Annotated in this window: 22 protein-coding genes; 15 read left to right on the top strand and 7 right to left on the bottom strand. The window is 61.0% G+C overall.

Going from position 1 to position 25,309, the window contains the following annotated elements:
* Positions 1-90 precede the first annotated feature (90 nt).
* The 12 genes from ABIB60_RS18195 (at position 91) to ABIB60_RS18140 (ending at position 12,585) form a co-directional block, all read left to right on the top strand.
* Positions 91-2,553 (top strand): heavy metal translocating P-type ATPase, encoded by a 2,463-nt coding sequence (locus tag ABIB60_RS18195; RefSeq protein ID WP_354581907.1) that lies wholly within the window; start codon positions 91-93, stop codon positions 2,551-2,553.
* A gap of 12 nt (positions 2,554-2,565) precedes the next feature.
* A complete protein-coding gene (ccoS, locus tag ABIB60_RS18190; protein ID WP_354581906.1) occupies positions 2,566-2,715 on the top strand; it encodes a cbb3-type cytochrome oxidase assembly protein CcoS in 150 nt (49 codons plus the stop codon).
* Between the two features lie 155 nt (positions 2,716-2,870).
* Positions 2,871-5,081 (top strand): cytochrome-c oxidase, cbb3-type subunit I, encoded by a 2,211-nt coding sequence (ccoN, locus tag ABIB60_RS18185; protein WP_354581905.1) that lies wholly within the window; start codon positions 2,871-2,873, stop codon positions 5,079-5,081.
* 23 nt (positions 5,082-5,104) lie between these two features.
* On the top strand, positions 5,105-5,323 hold the full coding sequence (locus tag ABIB60_RS18180) for a hypothetical protein (protein WP_354581904.1): 219 nt from the start codon (positions 5,105-5,107) through the stop codon (positions 5,321-5,323).
* Positions 5,317-5,649: a hypothetical protein gene (locus ABIB60_RS18175; RefSeq protein WP_354581903.1), complete on the top strand. Its 333-nt coding sequence runs from the start codon at positions 5,317-5,319 to the stop codon at positions 5,647-5,649. Before ABIB60_RS18180 ends, ABIB60_RS18175 begins: the two co-directional genes overlap by 7 nt.
* Positions 5,646-6,518, top strand: a complete 873-nt coding sequence (locus ABIB60_RS18170) for a cbb3-type cytochrome c oxidase N-terminal domain-containing protein (RefSeq protein ID WP_354581902.1) — start codon at positions 5,646-5,648, stop codon at positions 6,516-6,518. The genes ABIB60_RS18175 and ABIB60_RS18170 overlap by 4 nt, the downstream gene beginning before the upstream one ends.
* A 212-nt stretch (positions 6,519-6,730) precedes the next feature.
* On the top strand, positions 6,731-8,140 hold the full coding sequence (gene ccoG, locus ABIB60_RS18165) for a cytochrome c oxidase accessory protein CcoG (RefSeq protein ID WP_354581901.1): 1,410 nt from the start codon (positions 6,731-6,733) through the stop codon (positions 8,138-8,140).
* A gap of 27 nt (positions 8,141-8,167) precedes the next feature.
* On the top strand, positions 8,168-8,647 hold the full coding sequence (locus tag ABIB60_RS18160) for a FixH family protein (RefSeq protein WP_354581900.1): 480 nt from the start codon (positions 8,168-8,170) through the stop codon (positions 8,645-8,647).
* Between the two features lie 73 nt (positions 8,648-8,720).
* On the top strand, positions 8,721-9,455 hold the full coding sequence (locus ABIB60_RS18155; protein ID WP_354581899.1) for a sulfite exporter TauE/SafE family protein: 735 nt from the start codon (positions 8,721-8,723) through the stop codon (positions 9,453-9,455).
* A 25-nt stretch (positions 9,456-9,480) separates the two neighbouring features.
* Positions 9,481-10,392, top strand: a complete 912-nt coding sequence (locus ABIB60_RS18150) for a universal stress protein (RefSeq protein WP_354581898.1) — start codon at positions 9,481-9,483, stop codon at positions 10,390-10,392.
* 62 nt (positions 10,393-10,454) lie between these two features.
* Positions 10,455-11,402, top strand: coding sequence for an oxygen-dependent coproporphyrinogen oxidase (hemF, locus tag ABIB60_RS18145; RefSeq protein ID WP_354581897.1), 948 nt, complete (start codon positions 10,455-10,457; stop codon positions 11,400-11,402).
* 847 nt (positions 11,403-12,249) lie between these two features.
* Positions 12,250-12,585: a Dabb family protein gene (locus ABIB60_RS18140; protein ID WP_354581896.1), complete on the top strand. Its 336-nt coding sequence runs from the start codon at positions 12,250-12,252 to the stop codon at positions 12,583-12,585.
* Positions 12,586-12,733: 148 nt separating this feature from the next.
* Here ABIB60_RS18140 and ABIB60_RS18135 read toward each other — a convergent pair whose 3' ends face one another.
* The 5 genes from ABIB60_RS18135 to ABIB60_RS18115 form a co-directional block, all read right to left on the bottom strand.
* Positions 12,734-14,500, bottom strand: a complete 1,767-nt coding sequence (locus ABIB60_RS18135) for an ArnT family glycosyltransferase (protein ID WP_354581895.1) — start codon at positions 14,498-14,500, stop codon at positions 12,734-12,736.
* A gap of 47 nt (positions 14,501-14,547) precedes the next feature.
* Positions 14,548-15,585 carry a UbiA family prenyltransferase gene (locus ABIB60_RS18130; RefSeq protein WP_354581894.1) on the bottom strand — a complete coding sequence of 346 codons (1,038 nt, stop codon included), beginning with the start codon at positions 15,583-15,585 and terminating at the stop codon, positions 14,548-14,550.
* Positions 15,560-16,285 carry an HAD family hydrolase gene (locus tag ABIB60_RS18125; RefSeq protein WP_354581893.1) on the bottom strand — a complete coding sequence of 242 codons (726 nt, stop codon included), beginning with the start codon at positions 16,283-16,285 and terminating at the stop codon, positions 15,560-15,562. Before ABIB60_RS18125 ends, ABIB60_RS18130 begins: the two co-directional genes overlap by 26 nt.
* Positions 16,286-16,699: 414 nt before the next feature.
* Positions 16,700-16,816: a hypothetical protein gene (locus tag ABIB60_RS18120; RefSeq protein ID WP_354581967.1), complete on the bottom strand. Its 117-nt coding sequence runs from the start codon at positions 16,814-16,816 to the stop codon at positions 16,700-16,702.
* 9 nt (positions 16,817-16,825) lie between these two features.
* Entirely contained in the window at positions 16,826-17,146 is a 321-nt protein-coding gene (locus tag ABIB60_RS18115) for a recombinase family protein (RefSeq protein ID WP_502915137.1), read from the bottom strand.
* Positions 17,147-18,721: 1,575 nt separating this feature from the next.
* Between ABIB60_RS18115 and ABIB60_RS18110 the strand changes: the two genes are divergently transcribed.
* The 3 genes from ABIB60_RS18110 to ABIB60_RS18100 all read left to right on the top strand — a co-directional run bounded on the left by ABIB60_RS18110 (position 18,722) and on the right by ABIB60_RS18100 (position 23,845).
* Positions 18,722-21,589, top strand: coding sequence for an FG-GAP-like repeat-containing protein (locus tag ABIB60_RS18110; protein WP_354581892.1), 2,868 nt, complete (start codon positions 18,722-18,724; stop codon positions 21,587-21,589).
* Positions 21,590-22,069: 480 nt separating this feature from the next.
* Positions 22,070-22,870 (top strand): helix-turn-helix domain-containing protein, encoded by an 801-nt coding sequence (locus ABIB60_RS18105; RefSeq protein WP_354581891.1) that lies wholly within the window; start codon positions 22,070-22,072, stop codon positions 22,868-22,870.
* Between the two features lie 237 nt (positions 22,871-23,107).
* On the top strand, positions 23,108-23,845 hold the full coding sequence (locus tag ABIB60_RS18100) for an SDR family oxidoreductase (protein WP_354581890.1): 738 nt from the start codon (positions 23,108-23,110) through the stop codon (positions 23,843-23,845).
* Positions 23,846-24,238: 393 nt separating this feature from the next.
* Here the strand turns inward: ABIB60_RS18100 and ABIB60_RS18095 are convergent, their stop codons facing one another.
* Both ABIB60_RS18095 and ABIB60_RS18090 read right to left on the bottom strand, forming a co-directional pair.
* Positions 24,239-24,916 (bottom strand): Rossmann-fold NAD(P)-binding domain-containing protein, encoded by a 678-nt coding sequence (locus ABIB60_RS18095; protein WP_354581889.1) that lies wholly within the window; start codon positions 24,914-24,916, stop codon positions 24,239-24,241.
* On the bottom strand, positions 24,917-25,207 hold the full coding sequence (locus ABIB60_RS18090) for a hypothetical protein (RefSeq protein WP_354581888.1): 291 nt from the start codon (positions 25,205-25,207) through the stop codon (positions 24,917-24,919). It abuts the gene before it with no gap.
* Between the last annotated feature and the right edge of the window lie 102 nt (positions 25,208-25,309).

The raw sequence follows: 25,309 nt of genomic DNA, 5'->3' as shown, positions 1-25,309 counted from the left end.
CTGAGATGAATCAAGAAGGCGGCTGATTTTCGTCAGGGGCGAGGCGCCGGAACCGGGGGAGCTTTGGGCCTATATCAGCTGCCTGAACCTGTGCCGACTCTTGCCCCCGCCCCTACCCCCGTCCGTGTGGCCTGTGCCCACTGCGGCGACAACTGCCCCGACCAGCCCATCCGGCTGCCGGCCCGGCCGGAGCAGCCCTTCTGCTGCCAGGGCTGCCGGGCCGTGTACGAGCTGCTCGACCACAGCAACCTCTGCACCTACTACCGCCTCGACGACAAGCCGGGGCAGAAAATACAGGACGTGGAGCTGCCCGGTCGCTTCGACTACCTCGATTCGGAATCAGTGCAGGGGCAGCTGCTGACGTTTCAGTCGGAGACGCTTAACCGGCTCACTTTCACTATCCCGCAGATGCACTGTGCCTCTTGCATCTGGCTGCTGGAAAACCTGTTCAAGCTCAACCCCGGCATTACGGCCTCGCGGGTCAACTTCCTGCGCAAAGAACTTGCCGTCAGCTACAACCCCGCGGCTACTACCCTCACGGAAGTAGTGAAGCTGCTGGCCTCGGTGGGCTACGAGCCCCAGATTACCCTGGCCGAGCTGGGCGCCCAGCCCCACCATGCGGGCCGCACCCTGTACTACCAGCTGGGCCTGGCCGCGTTTGCCTTCGGCAACGTAATGCTGATGGCCTTTCCCGATTACTTTTCCTTCACGGAGCAGCTGCAAGCTTCCTTCGGGCGGTTTTTCGGGGAGCTGAGCCTGGCGCTGAGCTTGCCGGTGCTGCTGGTCAGTGCCCGGGGCTTTTACCGCTCGGCCTGGCAGGGGCTGCGCCAGCGCCACATCAACCTCGATTTCCCCATCAGCCTGGGCCTGACGGCCCTGTTCCTGACCAGCCTCTACGACATTGCCACCGGGCGCGGCCCCGGCTACCTCGATTCGTTTACCGGGCTGGTGTTTTTCATGCTGATTGGCAAGTGGGTGCAGCAGCGGACCTACGACGCCCTGCGCTTCGACCGGGACTTTACTTCGTACTTTCCGGTAGCCGTAACGCGGCTCAGGCCGGGCGGGCAGGAGCAGTCGGTGCCGGTGCGGGAGCTGCGGGCGGGCAAGCGGATCCGGGTGCGCCACCAGGAGATTATTCCGGCCGACGCGGTGCTGCTACGCGGCCAGGGCCAGATTGACTACAGCTTCGTGACCGGGGAAAGTGTGCCCGTGGCGCGCACCAGCGGCGAAACCGTGTACGCCGGCGGCCGGCAGCTGGGAGAGGCCGTGGAGCTGGAAGTGGTGCGCGAAGTATCGCAGGGCTACCTCACCCAGCTCTGGAACAACCCGGCCTTTCAGAAGGAGGAAAAAGCCTCGCTGGAAACCTACGCCAACAAAGTAGGCCGCTACTTCGTGGCCGTTACGCTGCTGCTGGCCCTGGGCGCCGTAGCGTACTGGCACCTGCAAAACCGCCCCGACATGGCCCTGCGGGCCTTTACCTCGGTGCTGGTCATTGCCTGCCCCTGCGCCCTCTCGTTGGCCACGCCCTTTGCCCTGGGAGCCGCGTTGCGGGTACTGGGCCGCCGCAAACTCTTCCTCAAAAACTCCGGGGTAGTGGAAACCCTGGGCCGCGCCGATACCATCGTCTTCGACAAAACCGGCACCCTGACGGACGTAAAACGCTCGGCAGTGGAATACGTCGGCCCAGTTCTGACCCTGGCTCAGCAGGAAGCCCTGGCAGCGGTAGTCCGCCACTCCACCCACCCGTTAAGTCAGCGGCTAGCAGCCGAACTGCCCGTCAGCCACCTGCCGGTGCAGGAGTTCCGGGAGGCGGCGGGCCAGGGCCTGTGCGGTAGGGTAGCGGGGCGGGAAGTGCGGGTAGGTTCGGCCGCTTTCGTGGGGGTAGGAAATCCCGCCCTGGCACCTGGAGCGCCCGCAACGGCTGAGTCAGCCGCTACCACGGATGGGTTGCAGTCCCGCGTGTACGTTAGTGTGGAAGGGGTGCAGGGCTGCTACTTACTGCGCAACGTGTACCGCGAGGAGCTGCGCCCTGTTCTGACCGAGTTGAGCCGGCACTACCACCTGGCCGTGCTGTCCGGCGACAACGACACGGAGCAGGACCGCCTGCGGGAGCTGTTTGGCCCGGGGGCTGAGCTGCACTTCCATCAGTCGCCCCAGCAGAAGCTCGACTACATTGCCCGCCTCAAGCAGCAGGGCCGCACCGTCATCATGGTCGGCGACGGGCTCAACGACGCCGGGGCCCTGCGCCAGGCCGACGCCGGCGTGGCCCTCACCGATACGCTTACCAACTTCTCCCCCGCCTGCGATGCTATTCTGGATGCCAGCAGCTTTGGGCAGCTCAGCACGTTCCTGCGGTTTTCCCAGGACTGCTTGCAGGTAGTGTTGGGCACCTTTGTGCTGTCCTTCTGCTACAATGGCATCGGGCTGGGCCTGGCCGTGCAGGGCAAGTTCACGCCCATCGTGTCGGCTATTCTGATGCCCATCAGCTCCCTGAGCGTGATGGTGTTTGCTACTCTGCTGGTGCGCTACGCCGCTTACCGGCGCCGCCTCTAACCCCGCCTACCCATGAATATTATCTTTCTGCTGATCGGCATCAGCCTGCTGGTAGCTCTACTGTTTCTGGGCGGTTTTCTCTGGGCCGTGCGCTCGGGCCAGTACGAGGACGACTACACGCCTTCGGTGCGCATGCTCTTCGAGGATGAAGAAATAGAGTAAAGACCGACTTCGTGCCGGTGGCCCGTTCCTCCGGTCTGATGCCTCCGGCATCCGACCTGCCTGACATCAATCAACCCTACACCTGACTTTCGTCATCTTTTCTAATCCGGCCTCGCAGGACCTTTGGAGTACAAAATCACTCACTCCTGAAGGCTATGCAAGTCGAAGCCCTACCGCCGGTTGCGGCGCCCAAGTCGCCGGCCGCCCCCTACGTTCCCCCACGGGCGGTGGACACGTTTTTCTACGATAACAAAATCGTCCGTGACTTTGGCATCGCCACGGTAGTATGGGGGATTATCGGCATGCTGGTGGGCATTCTGGCTGCTTTTCAGCTGGCCCGCCCCGAGGTGAATATGGGCACCGCCTACACCACCTTCGGCCGCATCCGCCCCCTGCACACCAACGCCGTGATTTTTGCCTTCGTCGGCAACGGCATTTTTATGGGGGTGTACTACTCCCTGCAGCGCTTGTGCAAGGCCCGGATGTTCTCGGGGGGGCTGAGCAAAATCCACTTCTGGGGCTGGCAGCTCATCATCCTCTCGGCGGTAGCTACCCTGCCCCTGGGCATCACTACCTCCAAGGAATACGCCGAGCTGGAGTGGCCCATTGATATTGCCATTACCCTGGTGTGGGTGGTGTTCGGCTGGAACATGTTCGGCACCATTGCCCGCCGCCGCGAACGGCACCTGTACGTGGGCATCTGGTTTTACATTGCCACCTTCCTGACCGTGGCCGTCCTGCACATCGTCAACTCCATGGCTTTGCCGGTGAGCTTTCTGAAAAGCTACTCGCTGTACGCCGGCGTGCAGGATGCCCTGGTACAGTGGTGGTACGGCCACAACGCGGTGGCTTTCTTCCTGACTACGCCCTACCTGGGCATGATGTACTACTTCCTGCCCAAGGCCGCCGAGCGCCCCGTGTACTCCTACCGCCTGAGCATCATTCACTTCTGGTCCCTGATTTTCATTTACATCTGGGCCGGCCCGCACCACTTGCTCTACACTGCCCTGCCCGACTGGGCCCAGAGCCTGGGGGTAGCCTTCTCCGTAATGCTGATTGCGCCTAGTTGGGGCGGCATGATCAACGGCCTGCTGACCCTGCGCGGGGCCTGGGACAAGGTGCGCGAGGAACCGGTGCTCAAGTTTATGGTGGTGGCCGTGACGGCCTACGGCATGGCCACCTTCGAGGGGCCCATGCTGAGCCTCAAGAACGTGAATGCCATTGCCCACTTCACCGACTGGATTGTCGCCCACGTACACGTAGGGGCTCTGGGCTGGAACGGCTTCCTGACCTTCGCCATCCTGTACTGGCTGTGGCCCCGCATCTACCGTACGCCGCTCTACTCGAAAAAGCTCGCCAACACCCACTTCTGGCTGGGCACCCTGGGCATCCTGTTCTACGCCTTACCCATGTACTGGGCCGGCTTTACCCAGGGCCTGATGTGGAAGCAGTTTAACCGTGAGGGCATGCTGCAGTACAGCAACTTCCTCGAAACCGTGCTCCAGATTGTGCCCATGTACTACCTGCGCGGCATCGGCGGGGTGCTCTACCTGAGCGGCGTGTTCTTCATGGTGTTCAACCTGGTGAAAACGGCCAAAGCCGGTACCCTGCTGGCGGAAGAGAAAGCCCAGGCCCCGGCCCTGGTACCGGCCGAGCTGGTGGAAGAGCACCAGGGCGGCCACTGGCACCGCTGGATTGAGCGCCGCCCTGTGCAGCTGAGTATCGGCGCTACCGTGGCCATCCTCATCGGGGGCGCCATTGAGATGATTCCGACTTTCCTGGTGCGCAGCAACGTGCCCACCATTGCCTCCGTGAAGCCCTACACGGCGCTGGAGCTGCAAGGCCGCGACATCTACATCAAAGAAGGCTGCTCGAACTGCCACACCCAGATGGTGCGCCCCTTCCGCTCCGAAACCGAGCGCTACGGCGAGTACAGCAAAGCCGGCGAGTTTGTGTACGACCGACCCTTCCTGTGGGGCTCCAAGCGCACCGGCCCCGATTTACACCGCGTGGGCCAGAAGTATCCGCACTCTTGGCACTATAACCACATGCTGGACCCTACCAGCATGTCGCCGGGCTCGATTATGCCGCCCTACCCCTGGCTGTTTGAAGAAGACATCGACTACAAGATTCTGCCCGCCAAAATCAAGGCCCTGCGCCACCTGGGCACCCCCTACCCCCAGGACTACGACCAAGTGGCCGTGGACGACGCCCGCCGCCAGGCCCAGGGCATTGTGCAGCAGCTGAAGAAGGAGGAAATCGAGGTGATGCCCGACAAGGAAATCGTGGCCCTGATTGCCTACCTCCAACGCCTGGGCACCGACATCAAAGTGAAGCCCGAACAGGCCACGGCCTCGGCCCAGTAGCCACCAGTAACTGCTACCCCCTTATGGAAAAGAAAGTGCTGCAATCCATTGCCGGGATTGAAATCTACCCGCTCATCTCCCTAGCCATTTTCTTCTTTTTCTTCCTCGGCCTGCTGGTGTACGTGCTGAAAACCAACCGTCAGCACCTGCACGCCATGAGCCACCTACCCCTGCTTTCGGAAGACGAAACTACCTCAAACGAAACCCTTTCCTACCACCTTAAACACGACGTGTTATGCTAACCAACCGCGCTTTCCTGCTGACTATCCTGGGCCTGCTGACCGGCTTTGCTGCCAACGCCCAAACCGCTGTTGCTACAGGCCCTGGCCCCACGGATATCCTGGGCTGGGTGGCCGGCGCCCTGGCTGCAATTGTGCTGGTGATGGGCCTGATGACGGGCGTTTCGATGGCCTCTGTAGCAGCGGCCAGCTACCAAACTGATGGGGCCGCTACCCCCGCCGAGGAAGCCCAAGCCCCAATGGCGGCTGTTGCGCCCGAAGCCCCGGTAGCTGCTCCGGCCCCGAGCATTGTGGCCTCGGTTCTTACCTCCGAGCCCGTAGCCGCATGAGCCGATTTCATTTCCTTCTGCCGGGGGCAGGGGTAGCGCTGCTGAGCGCGGCCCCTACCCTAGCCCAGGCGGCCGAAACCACCGCGCCAGCCGCTTCTGAGGGCCAGCTGTTTCTCTTTTGGGTGCTGCTGGGCCTGCTAGGGGTAGTATTGCTGCTGTTTCTGGTAGTGTTTGGTGCCATTGTAATTCAGCTGCGGCCCCAGCTGCGCCGGGTGTATGAGTTGCCCTCGGTGCGCAATTCCGGGAGCGGCCAGGTGTTGGGCCTGCTCGTCGGCGACCCGGTGCTGGTGCGCGGGGTAGTGCGCGACGAAATGCTGGACCACGACTATGATGGTATTCAGGAGTTCGACAATGACCTGCCGCCGTGGTGGAAGTACGGTTTCTACGTGACCATAGTGTTTGCCGTGGGCTACCTGGCCTACTACCACGTAGCCCAGGCCGGTGAGCTAAGCCATGCCGAGTACGAAACCGAAATGCAGCAGGCTGCCTTGCTCGTCTCGCCCGACGCCGACGACCCCAACCAGCTCACCACCTATCAGCCCCTCACCTCCCCGGTCGACCTCGGCAGCGGCAAAACCATCTTCGCTAGCAACTGCGCGGCCTGCCACGGCCCGAATGGCGAGGGCAAAGTTGGCCCCAACCTCACCGACGAGTACTGGCTGCACGGCGGCGAGGTGAACCACGTCTATAAAACCGTGAAGTTCGGGGTGCAGGGCAAGGGTATGGTGGCCTGGAAGGGCAAGCTCTCGGGCAAGCAGATTCTGCAGGTCAGCTCCTACATCCTGAGTCTGCAGGGCAGCAAACCCGCCGGGGCCAAAGAGCCCCAGGGCGAGAAAGAAGCTCCCGCCAAGCCCGTAGCCAAGCTATAGGCTGGCTCACCTCGTGCTAACGCCCACCCCGGTCCGACGCCTCCGGCGTCAGACCGGTTGATACCCGCGCCGCCAGAACGACGTCGGCCTACCTCTCGTGTCCGCCTGAACCCTATCGGCTGGCAGTCAGCACGAAGCCAACCGGTCCGACGCCAGAGGCGTCCGACCGGGGCCCTGGAGCCGCAGTTTCACCTTTCGCAGTACCCCGTTCCATGTCCGTAGCTCAGTTCAAACCCGACGATTCGTACCGCGACTCCATTGCGACGGTGGACGCGGCCGGGCATCGGGTGTGGTTGTATCCTAAGCAGCCGGTTGGGCGGCTCTACCGGCTGCGCTCCTGGCTGAGCTACGGGTTACTGGCGATGCTATTCGCGGGGCCCTGGCTGCGCGTGGGCGGCCTGCCGGTGCTGATGCTGAACCTGCCGGCGCGGCGCTTCATCATCTTCGGGCAGATTTTCTGGCCCCAGGACTTCTTTATTCTGCTGCTGGCCTCGCTCACGTTCCTGGTGTTCATCATCCTGTTTACGGTGGTGTACGGGCGGGTCTTCTGCGGGTGGGTCTGCCCCCAGACCATCTTCCTGGAAATGGTGTTCCGGCGCATCGAGTACTGGCTGGAAGGTGATGCGCCCCAGCAAAAAGCCCTTGACCGCGCCGCCTGGACCTGGAACAAAATCTGGCGTAAAACCACCAAGCACGCGCTGTTTCTGGCTATTTCGTTTCTGATTGCCAACACCTTCCTGGCCTACATCATCGGCGCCGAGGAGCTGCTGGGCATCATCACCGACTCACCGAAGGAGCACCTGGGCGGCCTGACCTCGATAACCTTGTTCACGGGGGTGTTCTACGCCGTGTTTGCCCGGTTTCGGGAGCAGGTGTGCACCATTGCCTGCCCCTACGGCCGCCTGCAGGGCGTGTTGCTCGACAAGGATAGCCTGGTGGTGGCCTACGATTACCGCCGGGGCGAAACGCGCGCGAAGCTGCGCAAAAACCAGGTGCGCACCGCCGGCGACTGCATCGACTGCCACCAATGCGTGCAGGTCTGCCCCACCGGCATTGATATCCGCAACGGGGCTACTCAACTCGAGTGCATCAACTGCACGGCCTGCATCGATGCCTGCAACCGCATGATGGACCTGGCCGGTCTGCCCCAGAACCTGATTCGGTACGCCTCCGTGCATGCCATTGCCGAGGGCACCCGCTTCCGCCTCACGGGCCGGGTGAAGGCCTACTCGGGGGTGCTGGTGGTGCTGCTGGCCGTGCTGACGGGCTTATTGGTATCGCGCGCCAACGTGCAGGCCACGGTGCTCCGCACTCCGGGCCAGCTGTACCAGAAAACCGCCCAGGGCACAATCACCAACCTCTACAACATCTCCATCATCAACAAAACCAACGCCCCCTACGCTCTCACCCTGCGGGTGCTGGAGCCCACTCAAGGCCGCATTTCGCTGGTGGGCAGCCCGGCCCTGACGCTGCCGGCCCAGGGCCTGGTGGAGGGCGTGTTTTTTGCTGAGCTGCCCCGCGCGGCCTTGCACCGCACCAACCAGCCCCTGCGCATCGGCCTGTTCCGCGGCAACCAGCTGGTGGCCGAAACCAGCACCAAGTTTCTGGGGCCAGTGCAGTAGCCCACCTAGTTCAACAGTACAGCTCCTATGCCTATCAGAACTTCTCCCGCCCCAAAACGCACGCGCTGGCCCTACGCCATTGTAGCGGCGTTTGTGCTGTTTGCCAGCTTTATCGGTTACCTCGTGCAGCAGGCTATGCGCACAAGCGTGGAGCTGGTCAGCCCCGACTACTACCAGCAGGAGCTAACTTACCAGCAGCGCATGGAAACCGTGGCCCGCACTGCCGCCCTGCCTGCACCAGTGCAAATTGAGCCCGATGCGGCTACCCGGCGCCTGCGCCTGCAGTTACCGGCCGCCATGGCGGGCCAGCCGGTAGCAGGTACCATTCACTTGTTTCGGCCCTCGGATCAGCGCCTGGATTTTTCCCTGCCCCTGCGCCCCTCCACTGCCTTGCAGCAGCAGGTCAGCACCGCGAAAATGCCAGCGGGCTACTGGCGCGTACGCCTGGATTTCACGGCGGGCGGGCAAGCCTACTGCGTGGAGAGAACTATCACCCTTCCCGACTGACTTTCGTCATGTTGGCCCCGGCCCGGGTGGGCGTACTTGCCCCAGCATTCAGGCACGCTTTTCTGCTTTTTCAATGCTTTGGGCCGGTTTTATTTTTGGGTTACTCGGGAGCTTCCACTGCGTGGGCATGTGCGGGGCTATTGCTCTGGCGCTGCCCGGCAGGCCCGGAGCCTCCCTGCTGCGCGGGGCCAGCTTTGGGGCCGGCCGCCTGCTGTATAACCTGGGGCGCACCACCACCTACGCGGCCCTGGGGGCCTTGGCGGGGCTGGCGGGCCACGGCCTGCGGCTGGCCGGTTTGCAGCAAAGTCTGTCCGTTGCCTCGGGCTGCCTGATTCTGCTGTTGGTGGCCGTGCCGGAGCGCTGGGCGGGCCCTGGGGCTGGGTGGCTGGGTCTGGCGCGGCCCCTGAACCGGGTAAAACTGCTGCTGGCGGGGCTGTTTCAGCGTACCTCGGGCTGGGCGCTCTACGGTGCCGGCTTGCTGAATGGGCTGCTTCCCTGCGGCCTAGTGTACCTGGCGCTGGCGGGGGCCTTGAGCGCACCGGGGATACTGGGCGCGGCGGGCTACATGGCGTGCTTTGGGCTGGGCACTTTGCCCCTGATGCTGGCCTTGTCGCTCACCGGCCAGCTGGTGCCGCTGTGCTGGCGCGCCCGGCTCCGGCAGGTAGTTCCCTACGCGGCCTCTTTGCTGGCAATCCTCTTCATCGTGCGCGGCCTGGGCTTGGGCATTCCCTACCTCAGCCCGCCGCTTACGGCCTCCCCCGTGGCTGCCCCCTCCCCCCACCGTGCCAGCCGCCACTTGTGCCACTAATTTCTTTACTGGACAACCTTCCTCCATGAAAACTATTCTTGTTCCGCTCGACCACACCGCTGCTGCCGAACACACTCTGGCCTACGCCAACAAGTTGGCCGTGCGCTGGCCCGCGGAAATTGTGCTGCTCTACTGCCACCCCGGCGCCGGACCCTGGCAGCCGGCCACCAACCTGCCCGCCCAGCAACAGCGCCTGTGCAGCCTGGTGGAGCGCCTGCGCTACCAGCAGCTCACGCGCCAGGATGGCCGCCGCATCCGCTACTACTACCGCGTGCTCGCGGGCTGCCTGCACGACCACGTCACCGCAGAAGCTGCCCGCTGTGCCGCCGACCTGGTCGTGATGGGCCTGGAGCACATCGACTGCAACCGGCAAGCGCCCCCCGGCAACCACGCCGCCGCCATTACCGAGCTAGTGAGCTGCCCGGTGCTGGTAGTGCCGCCCGGCCGCCGTACTCTGCCCAACCGCCTTGCTTTTAGCACCGATTTCGCTACCCTCCCCCTGCACGTGCTCCCCCGCTTATCGGCCCTGCGCGAGGCATTTCCGGCTCCCCTGGATTTGGTGCAGTTCTACTCGCCCGCGCAGCGGCCCCAACGCCGTCAGCTCAAGCAAGCAGTACTTCAGGCTGCAACTCAGCTTACCTGGCCGCTCACTACCCCCCACCTGCTAGAAGACGACGCCCCGCTGGAAGGCAGCAGCGAGTTCTGCGCCCGCACCCAGGCCCAACTGCTCATCATCGCGCCTGGTAGTCCGGGGCAAGTGCTGCAGTACTTCGATAGGTGCTACACCACTACCCGCGCCTATCACACCCAGATTCCAATGCTGGTCCTGCGGGCTGCCGAGCGCCCAACTGCCGGGGCCTGCTGCGAGAAGTGCGCCGAGCGGCTGGAGCGTGAGCAGCGGGTTCGGCTGCTGCCCGCCTGGGCGGCGGAGCACTAGTGGCGGAGCACTAAATGCAGCCCACTTACATTTCTGTTTTCGCTGTTTTTACCGTTTGCAAAATGAGTATTTCCGAGCCTCTACCCTTGGTTTCCCGGCGTACTGTGGTGGAAGAATGGATGCGCCAGTTTCAGGACTGGCTTTGTCAGGAACTGGAAGCGGCCGATGGCGGCACCGTGCGCTTCCAGCAGGATGCCTGGCAGCACCCGGGCGGCGGGGGCGGCCGCACCCGGGTATTGCAGCACGGGCAAGTGCTGGAAAAAGGCGGGGTTGCGTTTTCCGCCGTGTGGGGCACTATGAGCGAACAGGCCGCCCAGTTGCTGCTGATGCCCGACCCGGGCTACTTTGCCACGGGCGTATCGGTGGTGCAGCACCCGCGCAGCCCGCTGGTACCCATTTCGCACATGAACGTGCGCTACTTCGAGGCCGCCAACGGGGAAGCCTGGTTTGGCGGGGGCCTGGATTTGACGCCCATTTACGTGGATGTGGAGCAGGCCCGCTGGTTTCACCAGCAGATCGAGGCCGTTTGCGCCCTCCACAACCCCGCGTATTACCCCCGTTTCAAGCAGTGGGCCGACGAGTACTTTTACCTGCCGCACCGCCAAGAAACCCGGGGGGTGGGCGGCATCTTTTTCGACCGCCTAATGGTGGAGAAGGATGGCTCCTTCGATGCGCTATTTGCCTTTGTGCAGGCCGTAGGCCAAGTATACGGGCGCAGCTATTCGGCCATTATGCGCCAGAATGCAGACCTGCCTTACACCACTGAGCAGAAGCAGTGGCAGTTGGTGCGCCGGGGGCGCTACGCCGAGTTTAACCTGGCCCTTGACCGGGGCACCCGCTTCGGGTTGGAAACCGGCGGCCGCACCGAAAGTATCCTGATGAGCCTGCCGCCGCAGTGCCAGTGGCACTATAACCAGCAGCCCGCCCCCGGCTCCCCGGAGGCAGCCACCCAGCAGTGGCTGCAGAAAGGCATTAACTGGCTACTTGAGCCGCCTATTTCCACGTGCTAGCCCCGCCTTCTACCCTGCCGGAGGTCTAATATCGTCGTATCTGCCAACACAGCGCATTCCTTGCTCACGCAGTTGGGGGATTCACGAATACCCCACCTTTATATTGGTGTACAAGGGCAAAATACTCTATAGTGGCTTGGGAGCACGGGGGCTTCAGGAATTGACGCAGCGCCTATCTAAACTGCCCTAGCTGGCATTTAACAATCTACTTTGTACCTACGGCAAAGTAGATCCAACAAACGATGCTGCCGTAAGGTCATGATAACCAGTATTTTCAGGATCGTATAGCTCGGGTACCACCTCCGGCTTGTAAGCCGGAGGTGGTACCCGAGCTAGTTCACAACCCCCATCTTTGTGCGCACTCTGTTATTATTGCTTCTCAACTAGTTCTACCTGCCTACATTCATCAGCGAAGAATATGGGACGTCTCATGCACCACATTGCGCAGTTTTTGATAGCTCTATCGCGCAGTATTGCGTGTAGTATGGGGATCCATCCGTAGCTAGGCTGCCAACTCTACTGGAACTACCCTACGCCGAAACTTTGGAACCTATCATATTTCTGCTGCGCGACTGGGGCTCCCAGCACCAGCAGCTACTGGAAAGCACTGCGCCCGCCAGCACATAGGTGGCCCGGCGGCTGTAAGTGCTGGCCAGCTGTCAGCCCCCTGAGCCAGCAGTAATGATCTGGGGTGAGCATGTAGCACCCTGAGGCTTGGTTCAAAGGACAAGTGGGACCGTAGCATCTCCAGGCGACACCAGCGAATTTCTCGGCCCCTGCCGAGGATCTTGTCCAGATCCGGCCCATCTTGCCCCGGAATCGTTTTCCCTTCCACTGCCCCAACCTCATGACTGCTGCCGCCCAACCCGCCCTTTTTGTGCATCATGTGTTGTTTTACACGCCCGCCGGCGCCAGCGAGGCTGACAAGGCTATCCTGCTGGAAGGCCTGCAGAAGCTCGCGCGCATCCCCGCTATCAAGCTGGCGCACATCGGCACCCCGGCCGACACGACCCGCGAGGTGATTGAGCGCACGTATACCTACTCCTGGCTGTGCCTGTTTGACAGCGCCGAGCAGGAGGAAGAGTATCAGCGGGACCCCATCCACGATGCCTTCCGGCAGCACTACGCCGTCTACTGGGAGAAAGTGGTCATCTACGATGCCTTGGGCCCCGTGCTGCCGTAACTAGGACCGGCGCGCCAGGAGTTGCACCAGCCGAGCACTGCCGTCTGCTTGCCTGATTCCCCCGTTTCCCTCTAAGCCTTCTTGGCAGGCTCCACCCTACCCCGGCTCCTGGTTCGTTGGGCAGGTTGGCACCGTACTGGTCCGGCGCTTAGTTGGGATAACCCATTAACCAGTGGGCTTTAACTTGCCCCTGCGCACGATGTTGCTCAGGGTTCAGCTCGTACAACACGGCGGTGTGGGGGTAGTGGTTGTAGGGCTTGCTGTGGTACTCCTCTACCCTGCGGCCCAGCTGACCCAGCTGTCTTTGCACCTCGGTGGTGGCGTAGAAGTACTGGGTATGGTACCAGGCCGGCTGCTGCACATACTCCCCGATGGTGTTGCGGTTGAGGTAGTCGAAGACAAACCAAACCCGCTTGTTGCCCCGCAAGGCGGCCAGTTCCGGCTGCATGCGGCGCAGAAAGTCGGCCGGGCCAGTGGCCTCGTTTTTGAGGTTGCGGCCCTGCCGGGCGGTGTAGCGTAGGGGATAGGCCGCCTTGTAGTACTGGTAGGCATGGGTCATGTTCCAGAACACGTAGACCACGTCGCCAGGCTGGTAGTGCTGGTTGATGTAGAGCAGCGGGCCCCGGTTGTCCTCGTAGTTCATGAACAAGTCCCGGTCGGCCAATTGGCGGCCGGTGTTGACAAGCAGGGGCAGGGCCAGCAGTGCGAGCACCGCCCCGAACAGTTCCCGCCGCCGGGCCAGCAGCTTGCGGAGTCCATCCACCCCCTCCCCCAGAAACAGCAGCAGGGCCGGGGCCAGAAACAGCGTGAAGCGTCCATAGAATGGGTAGGCCCTCATTCCCGAGGCTAGCAGCGTCAGCAGGAGCGGCAGCAGCAGGCAGAAAAACAGCGGGCGGTGCCGCCGCAGCAGCCCGGCCAGGCCGCCCAGCACCAAGCCCGCCGGCAGCCAGCCCAGCTTGAAGAGGTAGCGCCACGGGCTGCTCTGCCAGGCCGCCAACTCCCCGTCCAGGGTCAGCAGCAGGCCCAGCGGGTGCACCAGTAGGTTGTAGGGCCGCTGCCCGTACCACTTCAGTTCGGCCAGGGAAGTCGGCGGCAAGGGCATGAACCCGTCGTAGACCTTGGCAAAGAAGTCAATCAGCCAGCCCGACTGCGGATACTTGCTGATAATAAAGTAGTACTGCACCGCAAAGCTGATCAGCCACAGTGAAAACGGAATCAGGTACAGGGCCAGCTTCCGCCAACGGGTAGTAAACAGCCAGCGGGCACTGATGACACTAGCAATACTGGCCAGCACAAAAATGGCCGAAAACGAAAACCAGAGCACTGCGGCCCCCAGCACGCCCCAGGTCAGCAGGGCCCCGAGGGAAGTGCGGGCGTGAAACTTCCAGTAGAGCCACAGGGCCAGGGTGGCCATCAACAGCTCGGTGCTGTACTGCTTGGCTTCCACGGAATGGTAGATGATGGGCGGGGAAAGAGCCAGCACGCCCACGGCTACTACCGCCCCCCAGGTTTGCAGGTAGTGGCGGGCTAGGCTGGTGAACACCGCCAGCGTGCCCAGGCCGCAGAGCAGGGGAAACAGGCGCAGGGCCATTTCCTTTTTGCCCAGCAGCAGCACGCACAGGCGGGTGGCCCAGAGGTAGCCGATGGGAGCCTTCTGCTCGTACTCGAACGGCCGGGTAGCCAGCTCCCAGAACCCGAGCTTAATGGTATTGACGTTCAAGTAAATTTCGTCAATGAAAAAGGAGCGGTTGTCGAAGTAGTGAAACAGGCGTACGCCCACGCCCAGGGCCAGCACCAGGGCCAGCAGTAGCCGGGCGGCATCCGGGCGGCTGCGGGGGAAAGAGCGTGAGGCCGCCGAAGCGGGCCGCCACGCGGGCAGGGTGGCAGACGAGGTCGACTTGAAGTTGGCCAGCATAGCAGCGGGAAAGGAAGGGCCGGGAAAGGAAGGCAGCCGGGGTGCCCTTAGCCGTTAAGCTTGAAGTGGTCCTCGAGCAGAGTATGCAGGCCGGGCAGATCCACGAACATGAGGGCCGTGAGCATCACGCAGAACAGGACCACATACAGCATAAACCACTTGCGGGTGTAGAGCTTCTCGGAGCCCTGCACGGGCGAGTCCTGTAGCAGGCCGATACGCAGGTACCAGGAAAAGAGCAGGGCAAAGAAGGGAAAGCTTATCAGTAACTCTACCCGATTCTTAATCAGGAAAATACCCAGGAAAAACGCCGAAGTGAGGGCGTAGAAGAACATGGAAATGAGCAGGCTATGCTCGGTGTAGAACTTAAATGAGCGGCGGTAGAGGCCAGCCCGCTCCGGGTCCCCGATGAGGCGGTACTCGGCGAAGCGCTTGGTGGCCATCAGATACGCCCCGCCCATCCAGTAGGCAATGATAATGCTGGTAGGCGGAAAGGAATTGAACAGCTGAGCGGCGTCTACAGTGGCAAAGGCTAGGGCCGGGGCCACCGTAAACCAGCCCAGGGCAAATCGGATGGGGTTGTTAACTGACTCCGACAGCACATCAATGTAGGGTCGCTCCTTGGTGCGGAAAGGCCGCACGTTGTACATCACCCCCATAAACAGCAGAAACGCCGACACGCACAGGAATTGTACGCTGATGGAATAGGCAATGGCTAGGCCGGTGGCCGCCAAGCCGAACCACTCGGAGTACACCAGCACCGGACTGACTACCCGCACCACTGAGGTGCGCTTTTTCTTCAGGGGGTGAAACTTGTCGAATTCTGCGTCGAGGTACTCATTGATAACGTAGTTGGCCGAGGCTACCAGGCAGGTGCTGACTATTCCCAGCAACATGTTCAGCACCAGCCCGCTGGTAAGGGGCATGCCGAATACAATGAGGGCGAACAGCATCCCGGGCACCATAAATACGTTTTTAGCCCAGTTATCGGGACGGGCAATGGCCACGTAGTCCTTAAGCTTGGCCGGGAGCAACACCAGCGGCTGCTCGGTACCTTCGGAGTCAAGATGAACGGATGTTTGATTCATACCGTGTAGGATTGAAAGTAGTAGAAAGATGACGCGTAAGCGAATCGTAGAAGGTGAAGGCTGAAAAAGGCTGCTTCTCAACGAGTAGGAAGGGCATGTCCGCCGCCGCGGCGCAGGCTCCGTCCAGTTCGGGCCGGTCGCCAATAAATAAGCACTGCTGAGGGGCTAGGCCCAGCTGCCGGGCAATATGCAGCAGCCCTTGGGGGTGAGGCTTGAGGCGGTTGATGGCCGCATCCGTGGAGCTGATGACGATATCGGCTTCCAGCCCGAGAGCGGCCAGTTTTTGCTGGGCCGGATAGTCAGAGTAAATGCCGATACTGATGCCGCGGGCCCGCAGAGCGGCGAAGAACGCGCTTACGCCCGGGTAGCAGCAGGCCGGCAAAAACTGATTGGGGTGCTCCAGCATCCAGTGCCGGACCACGGCCCGTACCCGCTCCACGGGGTAGCGGCTGCCCTGGGCTACCCAGGCATATTGGTCAGCCTCCAGATTGGGGCCGGCATAGGCCGTCTGCGTTTCCCGTTCGTGGCGGAAGCGCCGTAGGATCAGCAGATCCGCAGTTTTCCAGGGCCGTATGCTATAATGCTGGACTAGGGCTCTCAGCATAGATCTGCGGAGCTTGTCTTGCGCGTATAGCGTTCCATCTACATCAAAAATTACGCATTTAACTTCATCCCACCGACTCCGTATCGTTTGTTGCATACCGGTAATATGAAAATATATAATGTTTAAATGCAAATTAAAAATCCATTAATACTATTTCCTGCTTTTTGATGGTGGAGCTTGGTTTCAGCCTTTGAAGGGCCGTTAATCATGATTATCAGTTGTATATAGTTTAATAAGTTTAAAAAAATATTATTTTAATACAAAAAAATAAAGGATGAGTAGCCGTTGTTATGTCAATTTTGTAAATGAGTCAGTTGGTTAAGCACAACGGGATAATCCGGTCTGAATAACAGGTAACTAGGGGACGTATGCTACTCTTGAGGGAAGCCCAAGAGTAGGAATTATAAAGTATCAGCAGGCTAGTTCGCTAACCACGTTACCTAAAAGGTGCTAGTGTGCGCAACAAAACCATCGTGACGGGGACCTATACTATATACTATAGGTATCAATCTAGTGGCGTGGCGCGGCGTGCCGCAGCAGCAGCCGGCGCACGGCGGTAGCATCAAACTCCTTGCCCCGCCGGGTTCGGAAGTCACCGTGAGCTAGCTCCTGGGCAATCTGTTGCAGGGTGTGGCCCTACTGGCGCAACAGCACAGCCAGCCGGGTTGCTTGTCGGTTCTCTTTGTTATCCCGGGCATTCTGCTGGCGCACCGCCTGCCCCTGCTGAATAGCCGCGGCCGTTAGATTCGCTGGCCGGCCCAGCGTTACGCCCCGGCTTTTGAGAGCGGCTAGGGCTTCCTTAGTTCGCTTGCTGATCAGTTCCCGCTCGTGCTGGGCCAGCACGGTAAAAATGCCTACGGTTAAGGTATTGGCGTCGGGCATGTTACAGCAGACGAAGTCCACGCCCGAGTCGCGCAGGGCAAAGATAAAGCCCGCGTTGCGCGAGAGCCGGTCCAGCTTGGCAATAAGCAGGGTGGCGCCAGCCTGACGGGCGTTTATAAAATGCCAAATCGAAGGAGTACATACTAGTCGTGGTAGAATAGGGAGTATGTAGTGCCTGATTCAAGAGTATGTTTTAGTATAAAGTTTATATGAAGTTTGTGCTAAAACATACTGATTATCTTTTGGCGGTAATACCCATTCGATACTCACTTCGCGAGGTCATCAACCGCTTCGGTATGATGATCTAAAACCACTATGTGTAGCAGACGCTGCAGCAGTAATAGTCTACCATTGTAGCCCTGCACGCCGGAGATGCGCACATCACGGGCTTAGGCTTAATTATTATGGACCAAGAAGACATATACACCGTGCATCAGGCGACCTCATAGGCCACGCTTATCGCCCTGCATCTGCAAGTTGCAGACCACGCAGGATTAACCCAGCAGCAACTCCAGGTCTTCACGCAGAAGAAGGGCACGGCCCGTCAGTTGCCTCAGCGGCAGGATAGAAAGTCTGACTCCTTATAATAGACTAGCCACCCCAAGCTACTCAAACGTCAGGTGGCGCGTTGGCTGAGTGCTGAAGTCCTGGGTGATCTGCACAAAATTGCGGGTGTCGTGCAAGCTAGCGCTAGATAGGTGAATGCTGGGCGGAAAGTCGAACTGTTGCTGCAACAATTCCACGTCAAGCGGGTGGGCAAACCCATAAGTGCCCAACCCGTCGCGGTTATACTCGAACGCGTCGCCCGTGGAGGGCTCGTTGCCCTGGGCTTTGAGAAAGTCAATGACAGGCTGCAGGTGCGCTGTGCGCGAACCGTCGAGCTTGGCCGAAAATAGGTTCTTTAAGGAATGGCTTCATAAGTGTTCAAGCTATAGTGAATAATCGGCGGCGCATTCGGGGCTAAGTAAGTGGAACCTCGTACGCTGCCCCTGTGGCGGGGTACTCGTGCGCGTAATAGTCCTGCGTACGCTGGGAAGGGAATTGGTGGGCATAGGACACTGGGCTATAGAGCATAAAGGATACCTACCCTCGTACGAGTAAGTCCATTAGCGTGTCCAGCAATGGCGTGTCTTCCTCGGCTCAAAATGAAGGTTTCTTAGGGAATCTTTGCCTACTAATAGTACGTCCAATATGCTAAAAAAGCCTACTATCAGGGCTTCTTTGGTCAAAATATACTATGAAAGTACCCAACAGGCTGATTTTTCATAACCTGCTGCTACACGAACACTTGCGCCTCGGCCGCTGCTGTTCGCATCCATCGGTAGGTGCAGCAACTGATCATAAACAGCCGCAACACAATCTCTCCAACGCCAGCTGACTGGTACGTACTATTCCGCTGATTTTGAACTAGTCGTTACCCATAAAAGCAAGGTGGTGCGTATCGCGCTGGGCAATGCTAGTTTTGCAAAACAGAGTCTGAAGCCCAGGTATGTTACCAACTTCAAGACCATGTCCAATGTGCGCCTGACTACCTATACCTTCACGTCCGGACGGCAATCCTTGTGTATCGATATTGGCAGTATGCTTTCATTTTGCTGGTCTGCCTATTTCCTTTGCCCTATTCATTGGTATTCACTATCCTTTTGCTGCATGACGTTATTCTCCTCTTTGATTGGTAGCATGCTGAGTTTACTGCTGACTACCGGGGCCTGCGCCCAGGCACTTTTTGTCCAGCAAATGGAGCCCCGGGCCAACGCCGTTGCCGCCCCCCGCAACGGGCCGCTACAGCTCACCCTCTCGCATCCTATCAGTGCCCAGGCGGCCACGCCCGAGGCCGTCCGCATCATTAGTCAGTGGCGAGGGCGGGTACCCGGTACCTACTCCGGGGCGGGTACACCGACCTTGACCTTTGTGCCCACCCAGCCCCTGCTCGCGGGAGAGCCGGTCCAGGTGACCGTAACTTCCCGGGCAACCAGCCAAACCGGTACCGCGCCGGCTAGTGCGGCCGCCTACCAATTTACCACGGCCACGGCGGCTTCCGCCGGACGCTTTCTCGACGAAGAGGTTACTGTCGGGTTTTCCCCCCAGTACCTGGCCACCGGCGACCTCAACGGCGACGGCCACCTTGACTTTGTGGCGAGCAACACGCCCAGTTCCCGGGTGTACGTGCGCCTGGGAGACGGGCAGGGGGGCTTCATGGCCCCGCCGGCGCCCATTCCGGAGTACGCCAGCACCGCCTCCACAACTACCCACAACGTGGCCCTGGCGGATGTCAACGAAGATGGGCGCCTGGATTTGATTGCGTTGAACGTCACGTCGGTGGGCGGGATGCTGGTGGTGAATCTGGGTCAGGGTACGGGCGCTTTTCCCGCCACGGGCGGCCAGCGCCTGAGCCTGGGCAGCGGGCCCCGGGGGCTGGCCGTGGCGGACCTCAACGGCGACGGGCACCTGGACCTGGTCACCACCACGCAGCAGCAGCGGGCCGCCCTCATCTATCACGGCGACGGCAAAGGGACGTTCACCCTGGCCCCGCTGGTGGCCGTCAACCCGGCCCCCGTCTCCGTGACGGCCGCCGACGTGAACCGGGATGGCCGGCCCGATCTGCTGGTGGCCTGCAGCACCCCGCAGGGAAGCCAGGTAGCGGTCCGCCTGGCCACCAGCGCCGGCGGCTTCCAGGCCGCGGCCGTACCGGAAGTGGCCGTGGGGCTGGGGGCCCTGGGCGTGACGGTGGCCGATGTCAACCACGACGGCCAGGTAGACCTACTCACCGCGAACGGCACCACCAGCACTACCAGCACAGTTTCGGTGCGCCTGGGCGACGGCACCGGCGGATTTCGGGCCGCCCCCGCCCCGGAGGTGAGCGTGGGCGTGAACCCTTCCAACGTGGTGGTGGGGGACCTGAACCGCGACGGTCACCCCGACTTTATCGCCGCCAGCAACAGTGAATCCGTGGTGCGGGTAAGCGTGCACGTGGGCGATGGCACCGGCCGGTTCCAGGCCGCCCCCGTTCCAACCGTGCGCGTGGGTCTGGCGCCCTGCGCCCTGGCGTTAGTGGACCTGAACAAGGACGGGCAGCTGGATTTGCTCGTGGGCAACAACGGCACGCGCCGGACCGGCAATACGGCCAGCGTCAACTCCGTGTCCGTGCGCCTGGGGGATGGGGCCGCCCAGTTCCACTCCCCCTCGGCCCGGCGCGTGCCCGTCGCAAACGGAGCCCTGGACCTGGCCGTGGGAGATATAAACAACGACGGGTTCCTCGACTTTCTGCACCTGAGTACCACGTACGCCGTATCGGTACGCCTGGGCAACGGCCGCGGCGGCTTTGCTCCCCCGCCGGCCCCGGCCCCGGCCGAGCTCACTAGCTTGGGCCGGTATCCCGAAGCTCTGGCCCTGGGCGATGTCAACAACGACGGGAACCTGGACTTTGTCATTCAGGTGACCCGAAGCTTCACCAGTACCATTCTGGTGTATTGGGGTGATGGCCGGGGCGGGTTCAGCCCCGCCCCGGGGGAGGCCGGCACGCTGACGGGCACCGCCAAGCGCCTGGTCCTGGTCGATGTTACGGGTGACGGCAACCTGGACCTGCTGGCCGCTACGGAATACACCGCGCAGGTGCGCCTGGGCGATGGGAACGGGGGGTTCCGGTCCCTGGCCGGGGCCATCTCCTACTACATCTCCGACAACCCGATGGCCCTGGCAGCCGGGGACGTGAACAACGACGGGCACCTGGACCTGCTGACGGCCAATTATCAGGAATCGGCCTCCGTCCGGCTGGGGAACGGGTCGGGGGCGTTTGCGGCCCCGGCGGTGCCGGAGGTGCGGCTGCCGGAAATGAACGCCCGCAGCCTGGCGCTGGGGGACGTGAACGAAGACGGAAAGCTGGACTTCGTAGCCTCCAGTATGGAAACCGCCAACGGGGCCGGCGACGACGTGGCCGTGCGCCTGGGCACGGGCACCGGCGCGTTTACCGCCCCCGCTGGTGGCAACATTGCCGTAGACTTCGACCCGACGGCCGTGGCCTTGGGCGACGTGAACGGGGACGGTCACCTCGACATCCTCACCTCAGGCTCGTATCGGGGAATGCTATCTGTCCGCCTGGGCGATGGCCGCGGCAACTTCGCGGCACCGGCCGTGGGGGCCGACGTAGGAGCCGGCAGCTACCCAACGGGGGTGCACTTGGCGGACCTGGATAACGATGGGGATCTGGACGTATTGCTGCCCAACGGGGGCGACGTGAGCGTATCCGTGCGCCTGAATGGGGCCTTCTCCGGTACCGTCCTGCCGGTGCGCCCCTCCGTGCCGGCCGTTGCTGCCGGCCTGACGGTGTACCCCAACCCGGCCCGTCAGACCGTGTATATTCACGGAGAATTGCCGCCGGGCCCGTACCGCCTCCTGGACCTGGCGGGGCGGGAAGTGCGCCGGCAGCCGGCGGGCCCCAGCTTTCGTGTCGCCGGCCTGCCGCCGGGCCTGTATCTGCTCCGGTGTGGTCCTCAAACCGTCCGCTTAGTAGTCGAGTAGGGGCCAGACCGGCCGGTCCTGGTCCGGTAAGCTCCCGCAATCCAGTTCGCGGAGCCTGCACCCGCTTGGCTTCCGCCAGACGCAAAATACTCGTGAGCAACCCGCAGATTTGCTTACGGTAGGCGCCGAACAGGTAGCACGTCGTGAGTGGAATAGTTAGGGGCACTTGCTCGGGAACCGTGTGCAGCACCGATGATAAACCCAAAGCGGTGTCGGAAGGGCGGTTTAAGCTACCGTGTAGTATTCGATAACTCACTTGCGGTGAGTGGCAGGTGATGGAGGTAAAAGTAGTTAGCAGAGAGGGGTGCCAAGTGGGCTGGCGGCCCGTGGAACAAAGCAACTTTGGGCTTTTGAGCAAAGTACCGCGGTACTAAAGCGGCCTACTTTTGTAGAGTCAACTAAGCATCTCTCACCGCAGCCACCCGGCTGGCTACTGTTTTTCCCTCCATGATCGGCAAGCAGCTGAACCCTTACGCAAACATGGTACTGGTATGCAACGGCGACCGGCGCTACGGGGGTGAAGTCACCCTGACCGACCACGTTTTGGTAGGGGTATTATCCGGGGAGCTGAAAGTGGTGCAGGCCGAGTGTACGCACCACGCCGTTGCGGGCGACACGCTGCTCCTGCCCCGGAATCAGCCAGCTACCCTGCTGAAAGCCCCTAAAGACGGGGCCACCTACCAAGCGCTGGTGCTCACGCTGCCCACTGCGTTGGTGCAGGCCTACTACGCGCAGCAACTGCCAGCACCTGCTCCGCCGATAAGTGCCGAGCCCATGCTTTTTGCCGAAAATCCGCTCCTGCAGGGCTTGTATGCCTCCTTGTTGCCGTACCTGGAGCTCCAGCAGCCGCTACCAGCAAAGGTATTTACCGCAAAGCTGACGGAGGTGCTGGAAATCCTGCGCAGCCTTAATCCGCTCAGCGACCGGGTGCTGGCTAATTTCGCCGAGCCGGGCAAGGTGAATCTGGTTGAGTTTATGGAAGCTAACTACCGCTTTAATTTACCCCTGGCGACGTTCAGTCACTTAACCGGCCGCAGCCTGACCACCTTCAAGCGCGACTTCCAAAAGGCCTTTCACCTTAGCCCCCAACGCTGGCTTACCCGGAAGCGGTTGGCGTTGGCGCACTACCAGCTAGCCACGACCACTCGCAGGCCCGTGGAGCTATATCTGGAAGTTGGCTTCGAGAACCTGGCGCATTTCTCCTTCGCTTTTAAAAAGCAGTTTGGCTACTCTCCGACTGCTGTGGTTAGTGCCCGAGCAGTCTCAGCGGCCAATCCGTAACTTACCGCGACGCACTCTAAGAACTTAGTAATTAGCGCCTAGTGAAGTTAAGCCACGGATCATTCGTCCGGCGGCCAGGCGCAGTGTGCCCCAAAGGCACCGGGGGTAGCCAGTGATTAAAATTGGTTACCAGCGAGCATTCACCGCTTCTTTCCAACCGGCAATACGCATGGTCACGCAGTGCTGCTGGCAGACTTCCGACAACTCTTTTTCTCATCCATTTTCTCCTAGTTCAGTATGCAGTATGCCCTCGTAACCGGCGCCAACAAAGGCATTGGCCGGGAAGTCGCCAAACAGCTGGCCCAGCAGGGCTTCTTCGTATTTCTCGCTAGCCGGGACCCAGGTAGCGGACAACGGGCCGTGCAACAACTTCGGGCAACCGGGCTGCTGAATCTGGAGGCCGTGCAGCTTGATGTTACTGACCCCGCCTCGGTTCGAGCAGCCCGAGCTGTAATTGGCGCCCAAACACCCGTGCTGGATGTACTGGTCAACAACGCTGGAATTTCCGGCGGCACTGCCCAATCGGCTCGCACCACCACCTTCGAGCAGTACCAAGCGGTATTCGCCACCAATGTATTCGGGGTGGCTGGTGTAACCCAGGCATTTTTGGATTTGCTGGAGCAGTCTTCGCAGCCGCGCATTGTCAATGTAAGTACCGCCATGGCTTCGCTCACCTTGTTTGCCGACTTTGACAATCCTAGCTCCGCGTACCGGTTGCCGGTGTACCAAGCTTCCAAGGCCGCTTTGAACATGTACACTCTTAATCTGGCGCACGAGCTGCGCAACACCCCTTTTAAAGTGAACGCTGTTTGTCCGGGCTACACCCAAACTGACTTTACAAACCATCAGGGCACCAGCACAGTTGAAGATGCCGGCAAGCGTATAGTCAAGTATGCTGTACTGGATCCGGATGGCCCCACGGGAAAGTATTTCAGCGAAGTATATTTCCCGGCTCCGGCAACGTGCCCCTGGTAAATTAGCCCAGCATCCTCTGAGCAGGGATTCAGCTGCTGAATTGCATGTCGTCTGCTCAACCCGTTGTCGGCTCCGGATACCCGGCTTCTCCTGGCGTGTCAGCAGCCCCTGCACCGCCGCCCCGGCCGGCTGATATTCTGCCCAGCACCCAACGAAGTAAACCAACCGTTGCGCGGTACACTCGTTGGGGCGAGTATACCCTGCAACTGGTGCCTACCCCAGAGCATACTGCAGCGCCGGATTACTGGACTTGGTTAGGGCTTAGCTTACTGCTGTGCGTATCTTGAGCACTTCCTGGTGGTGCATAATCGGGTAACCGAGTCGGTATTTGCGCCTGCCTGGCGTGGATTGAACCTCATTATTTCTGCCTTGCTAATCCCGCTGAAGGGGCTGTCAGGTTCCCGGGAAATAGGCAGTTCTCAGGTACTCCCGCAACGGTACGGGCTTGCGGCCTACCAGGGGCTCAACGGTAGAATGCGGCTCAGCCAGCATACCGTGCTGAACAGCGGCGCCCCACTGGGCAAAGTAGTTGGCAACAACTTCGGGGAAACCGGAAGCTACTTTTTGGGCGAGGTAGGGTGCCAGTTCACTAGTTTTGAAGACAATAGGCCGGCCGGCTAACTTGGATAATTCCTGGGCTACATCGTGAAATGAGTAGGCCTCGCTCCCAGTCAGGGTATACTCTTGGTTTTCGTGCCCTTCGCTGGTAAGCAGGGCCGCCGTGGCGGCGGCCAGGTCAGTGCGCTTGACAAAGGCAATTTTGCCTTCGCCCGCCGGAAAGCAAATTTCCTCCTCCGGCACCTCGCTCCCAATCAGGTAAGCCAAGCCTTCCAGGTAGTAGCCGTTGCGGAGAATGGTAAAAATCAGTCCGGATGCTTTAAGGTAAGCTTCCGTCGCCAAGTCACTTTCGGTAACTTCCGTTAACACAAAATCGGAGCTGCGCTGGATGCTAGTGTAGAATAAGTGTTCCGGACCGTCGCCCGCCCTGGGCTTGTTGTGATTGGCAAAATCCAGCGGGGGGTCTTGGTTTTCGCCCCGAGGCACGGGCGGGTAGCCAGCCACCGTGCGCACCTACCCGGCCGACGTGATGCAGCGGATGGTGCTTTGGTCGGCCACCCACACGTTGCCCTGCTGGTCCACGGCCAGGTCGCGCAGCTGCACAAAGCGGGCGGCGGCCCCGCGCCCGTCGGCGTAAGGGGCGGGAGTAGGATGCCCGGCCAGGGTGCTGACAACCAGCGGCCCGACCGGCAGGCTGGCCGGCGTGGTGGCCGGCACCGCCGGCTGCGCCTGGGCCCGGCGGCCGTTCAGCAGCAATACGGCGGCGGTGGCCAGCACCAGCAGGGCAATAAGCAAGTAGTTCATAGCGGATAATCGAAGTACGGAAGCTATTATCAAGCCGATAATTGGATGTATTTACTGCTGCGGCTCAGTCCGCTAAGCCTAGAGGATGTTGCCCAACTGAGC

Origin of the sequence: Hymenobacter sp. UYP22, from assembly GCF_040547285.1 — a bacterium.
Classification (GTDB): Bacteria; Bacteroidota; Bacteroidia; order Cytophagales; family Hymenobacteraceae; genus Hymenobacter.
Note: the sequence above shows the minus strand (reverse complement) of the source record. Positions and strands in the feature narration are given on the sequence as shown.